We start from the raw sequence: 4,120 nt of genomic DNA, 5'->3' as shown, positions 1-4,120 counted from the left end.
GGGCCATGAAGACCTGGTTGGCGAGGACGTTGTAGCGGGCGGATGACGAGTCGAGGCCGTCGAGCAGCCAGTCGGCCTGCGGGCGCCCGAGGATGGTGGCGCCTTCGGCGCGCTGCTCCGCGCACGGCGGCTGCCGGCGGCCGCCGCACGGCTGGAGGGTGCGGTACTGCCGGGTGTCGAGGACGTGGAGCCGCATCAGCGAGCCGAAGTCGAGCCGGCGGTAGAGTTGCGCATCGGGGCCGGCCGGGAGCGACGTCCGTCGCAGGGGGAAGTTCTCGTACATCGCCTGGAAGGCGGCGGCGCGGCGGGCGAGGAACGCCTCCCGGGTCATCTCCTCGGTGTGGTGGTCGCCCGCCCAGTCGTTGTCCACCTCGTGGTCGTCGGGGGTGAAGACCCAGGGGGCGGCGGCGTGGGCGGCCTGGAGGTCGGGATCCCTTTTATATAGGGCGTAGCGCGCGCGGTAGCCGTCGAGCGTGCGCGGTTCCTCCGTGTCGTGGCGTCGCACGAGGTCGTCACGGTCGCCGGGGCCGCTCTCGTAGATGTAGTCGCCGAGGTGGATGACGAGGGCGGGGGATTCGGCGGCCATGTGGCGGAAGCCGGTGTACCAGCCGCGCTCGTAGTGCTGGCAGGAGACGAAGACGAAATCGAAGCGGTCCGGCAGGGCGCCGGGCGCCGGGGCGGTGCGCGTGCGGCCGGTCGGGCTCGTCGCCCCGGCGGCGTGGAAGCGGTACCAGTAGTCGCGGCCGGGCTCGAGGCCCTCCACCTCGACGTGGACGGAGTGGCCGAGTTCCGCGAGCGCCGCCGCCTCGCCCCGCCGCACGACGCTCCGGAAGCCGTCGTCCGCCGCGACCTCCCACCGCACGGGGAAGGCGGCGCCGGGGTCGCCGGGCAGGGCGAGCAGGCGCGTCCACAGCACGACGCCGTCCGCGGCCGGTTCTCCGGAGGCCACGCCGAGTTCGAACGGAAAGCGATCGAACGGAAAGCGGTCGACGGAGCCGCCGCCGGCGGAGCGCACGCGGATCCCGCCGCCCCCCGCGCGGGCCGCCGGTCCGAACTGCGCGAAGGGGAGCGGCGCCAGCGCGCAGAGCGCCGCGGAGCGCGACCACGCGGCGAGGAAATCGCGCCGCGTGGTCACCGCGAAACCCGTCCCGCGACGGCCCGGTTTCGATTGCCGACGCCAGCCGGCCGGTCTAGCTTCACTCGCATGAAAATCCGTCCCCTCGGCGCCCCGATGGCGCTTCTCGCGGCCGTGCTCCTGGGCCTCTCCGCCTGCAGCCGGCAGACGGCCTTCGGCGAGGCGAACAGCCTCATCATCCTCGCCCCCGACTCGCTCTCGCAGCAAGTGGAGGAGGAGACCCGGCGGGTCCTCGAACCCACGATCTTCACGAGCCGCGACGAGAAGCAATACGAGGTCAGCTTCGTCGACCCGGGCCACGAAAACGTCGGCCAACTGAAACTGTTCCGTAACCTGATCGTGTTCGGGACGGCGGACGATCCCCTCATGCTCGAGGTGGCGGCCGAGGCGGGCCAGGATCTCGACGCGCTCGAGCCGGGCCGCGTCTTCCAGGCCTCCAACGTATGGGCCCTCACCCAGACCGTGACGGGGGTCCTGCTGCGGTCCGGCCGCGAAGCCGAGTCGTGGGTGGCGGCCCTGCCGTCGGTCCTGAACGCGGTGGACACGAACTACCGCGAGCTCGTGCTGCGGCGGATGTTCGCGACGGCCCCCGACACCGCCCTCCGAACGGACCTGGGGCGCCGGTTCGGCTTCTCGATGCTCGTCCCGCAGGTCTACGACCGCATCGCGCGCGACCTCGGCGGCGGCGACAGCCTCGTCATCCTGCGCAACGACAACCCGGACCCGAGCGAACTCATCCGTTCGATCCTCGTCGCCTGGCGCCCGGGCGTGGACTCGCTGACGAGGGAGCTGGCGCTGGAGTGGCGGGCGGAGATCGATGCCACCCACTACAACGTCCCGCAGCGGATCGACGACACGAATTCGAGCGTGGTCAGCTTCATGTGGGAGGGCCGCCCGGCGCTGGAGGTGACCGGCGTGTGGCAGGATGAGTCGGGCGGATTCCCCGCTGCGGGCCCGTTCATCGTCTGGGTGGTCGACTGTCCGGCGCGCACGTACTTCGTCGATGCGTGGCTCTACTCGCCGAACCGGGCCAAGTACGAGTACATGCTGCAGTTGCAGGAGATACTGGGGTCGTTCCGCTGCGTCGACTCCGGCTCATAGCCGGACAGGGTCGCCCGGATGCAGTTCGTTCATCTTCACACACATAGCGAGTACTCGCTCCTCGACGGCGCGAACCGGATCGACGACCTGATCGACCGCGCGGTCGAACTCGGCATGCCCGCCATCGCCCTCACGGACCACGGCAACATGCACGGCGCGTGGGAGTTCCAGGAGAAGGCCCGCGCCCGGGGGATCAAGCCGATCATCGGCTGCGAGGTCTACGTCGCGTACGGCGACCGCCGCTCCCGCAAGCTGGAGGAGGGAGCGCCGGCCCACAGCGCCCACCTCGTGCTGCTCGCCGAGAACCGGCGCGGGTACTCGAATCTCGTGAAGCTCTCGTCGATCGGTTACACGGAGGGCTTCTACCGCCGCCCCCGCGTGGATCACGAGATGCTCGAGCGCTACTCGGACGGGCTCATCTGTCTCTCCGCCTGCCTCGTCGGCGAGGTTGCGAGCTACCTGCAGCACGAGAGGTACGAGGACGCGAAGCGGACGGCGGAGTGGCACGCGGGCGTCTTCAAGGACCGATACTGGCTCGAACTCCAGAACCACGGGATTCCGAAGCAGAACCTCGTGAACGAGGGGATCATCCGGATCTCCGAGGAACTCGGGCTGCCGCTCGTCGTCACGAACGACGCCCACTACCTGCGGCGGGAGGACGCGGACGCGCACGACACGCTCCTCTGCATCGGGACGGGGAAGGACAAGGACGACCCCGACCGGCTCCGTTTCCACGGGGAGGAGAGCTACTTCAAGAGCGCCGGCGAGATGGCGGAACTCTTCCCCGATCTGCCCGGCCTGCTCGCCGAGACGGTGAAGATCGCGGAGCGCTGCGACGTCCAGTTCGAGAAGCAGTATCACCTGCCCGACTTCCCGCTCCCGGACCGCTTCTCGGAACCCATGGAGATGCTGCGCCACGAAGCCACCGCGGGCGCGAAGTCCAGGTACGGCGATCCCCTGCCCGACGAGGTGCGCCGGCGCCTCGACTACGAACTCGGCGTCATCGAGAACACGGGGTACGCCGGATACCTGCTCATCGTCTGGGACTTCATCGTCGCGGCGCGCGAGCGGGACATCCCGGTCGGGCCCGGTCGCGGATCCGCCGCGGGATCCATCATCTGCTACGCGCTCGGCATCACCGACGTGGACCCGCTCGAGTTCGACCTCCTCTTCGAGCGCTTCCTGAATCCGGAACGCGTCTCGATGCCGGACATCGACATCGACTTCTGCTACGAGCGCCGTGGCGAGGTGATCGACTACGTGCGGGAGAAGTACGGGCAGGCCTCGGTCGGGCAGATCATCACCTTCGGGACGATGAAGGCGCGCGCCGTGATCCGGGACGTGGGCCGGGTGCTCGGCTTCTCGCCCTCGGACACGGACCGGCTCGCCAAGCTCGTGCCGTCCACGCCGGGGTATTCGCTCACGGTGGCGGAGGCGCGGAAGAAGGTGGGGGACCTCGCCGAAAGCGACCGCGAGGACGCCCAGGTCCGGAAACTCCTCGACTACGCGGAACGCATCGAGGGGCTCGCGCGCCACAGTTCCGTGCACGCGGCGGGCGTCGTGATCGCGCCGGGACCGCTGGACGACTACGTGCCGATCTGCTCGGACACGAAGAGCGGCGCCGTGATCACGCAGTTCGACATGAACGCGCTCGAAAAGGCGGGCATGCTCAAGATGGACTTCCTGGGTCTGCGCACGCTGACCGTGATCGCCGACGCGGCGCGGAACGTCGAGGAACGGCACGGGACCCGCGTGGACTGGGAGGAGATCGGCCTCGACGACCCCGCCGTGTACGAGATGCTCGCGGCCGGCCGCACGAGCGGCGTCTTCCAGTTCGAGTCCAGCCTCGCGACGGACAAGCTGCGCGCCATGCGCTGCGACCGC

3 protein-coding genes are annotated in these 4,120 nt (G+C 69.8%); 2 read left to right on the top strand and 1 reads right to left on the bottom strand.

Features of this window, described 5'->3' with window-relative positions; all coding sequences use genetic code 11:
* Window positions 1-1,135: alkaline phosphatase D family protein (locus RN743_RS15930; RefSeq protein WP_310781324.1), on the bottom strand; the 1,135-nt coding region annotated here is incomplete at its 3' end.
* A gap of 69 nt (window positions 1,136-1,204) precedes the next feature.
* On the opposite strand from RN743_RS15930, the gene RN743_RS15925 reads away from it, so the two are divergent.
* Complete coding sequence (locus RN743_RS15925; RefSeq protein WP_310781323.1) at window positions 1,205-2,236, top strand: DUF4837 family protein; 1,032 nt, start codon at window positions 1,205-1,207, stop codon at window positions 2,234-2,236.
* Window positions 2,237-2,254: 18 nt separating this feature from the next.
* On the top strand, window positions 2,255-4,120 hold a 1,866-nt coding region (dnaE, locus tag RN743_RS15920), incomplete at its 3' end, for a DNA polymerase III subunit alpha (RefSeq protein WP_310781321.1).

The sequence above is a fragment of the Candidatus Palauibacter scopulicola genome (assembly GCF_947581915.1).
In the GTDB taxonomy this organism is placed as follows: domain Bacteria; phylum Gemmatimonadota; class Gemmatimonadetes; order Palauibacterales; family Palauibacteraceae; genus Palauibacter; species Palauibacter scopulicola.
Note: the sequence above shows the minus strand (reverse complement) of the source record. Positions and strands in the feature narration are given on the sequence as shown.

What these genes read in the sequence shown, in the direction of transcription:
- RN743_RS15925 (WP_310781323.1), top strand. Translation starts at nt 1,205, where the DNA reads ATGAAAATCCGTCCCCTCGGCGCCCCGATGGCGCTTCTCGCGGCCGTG.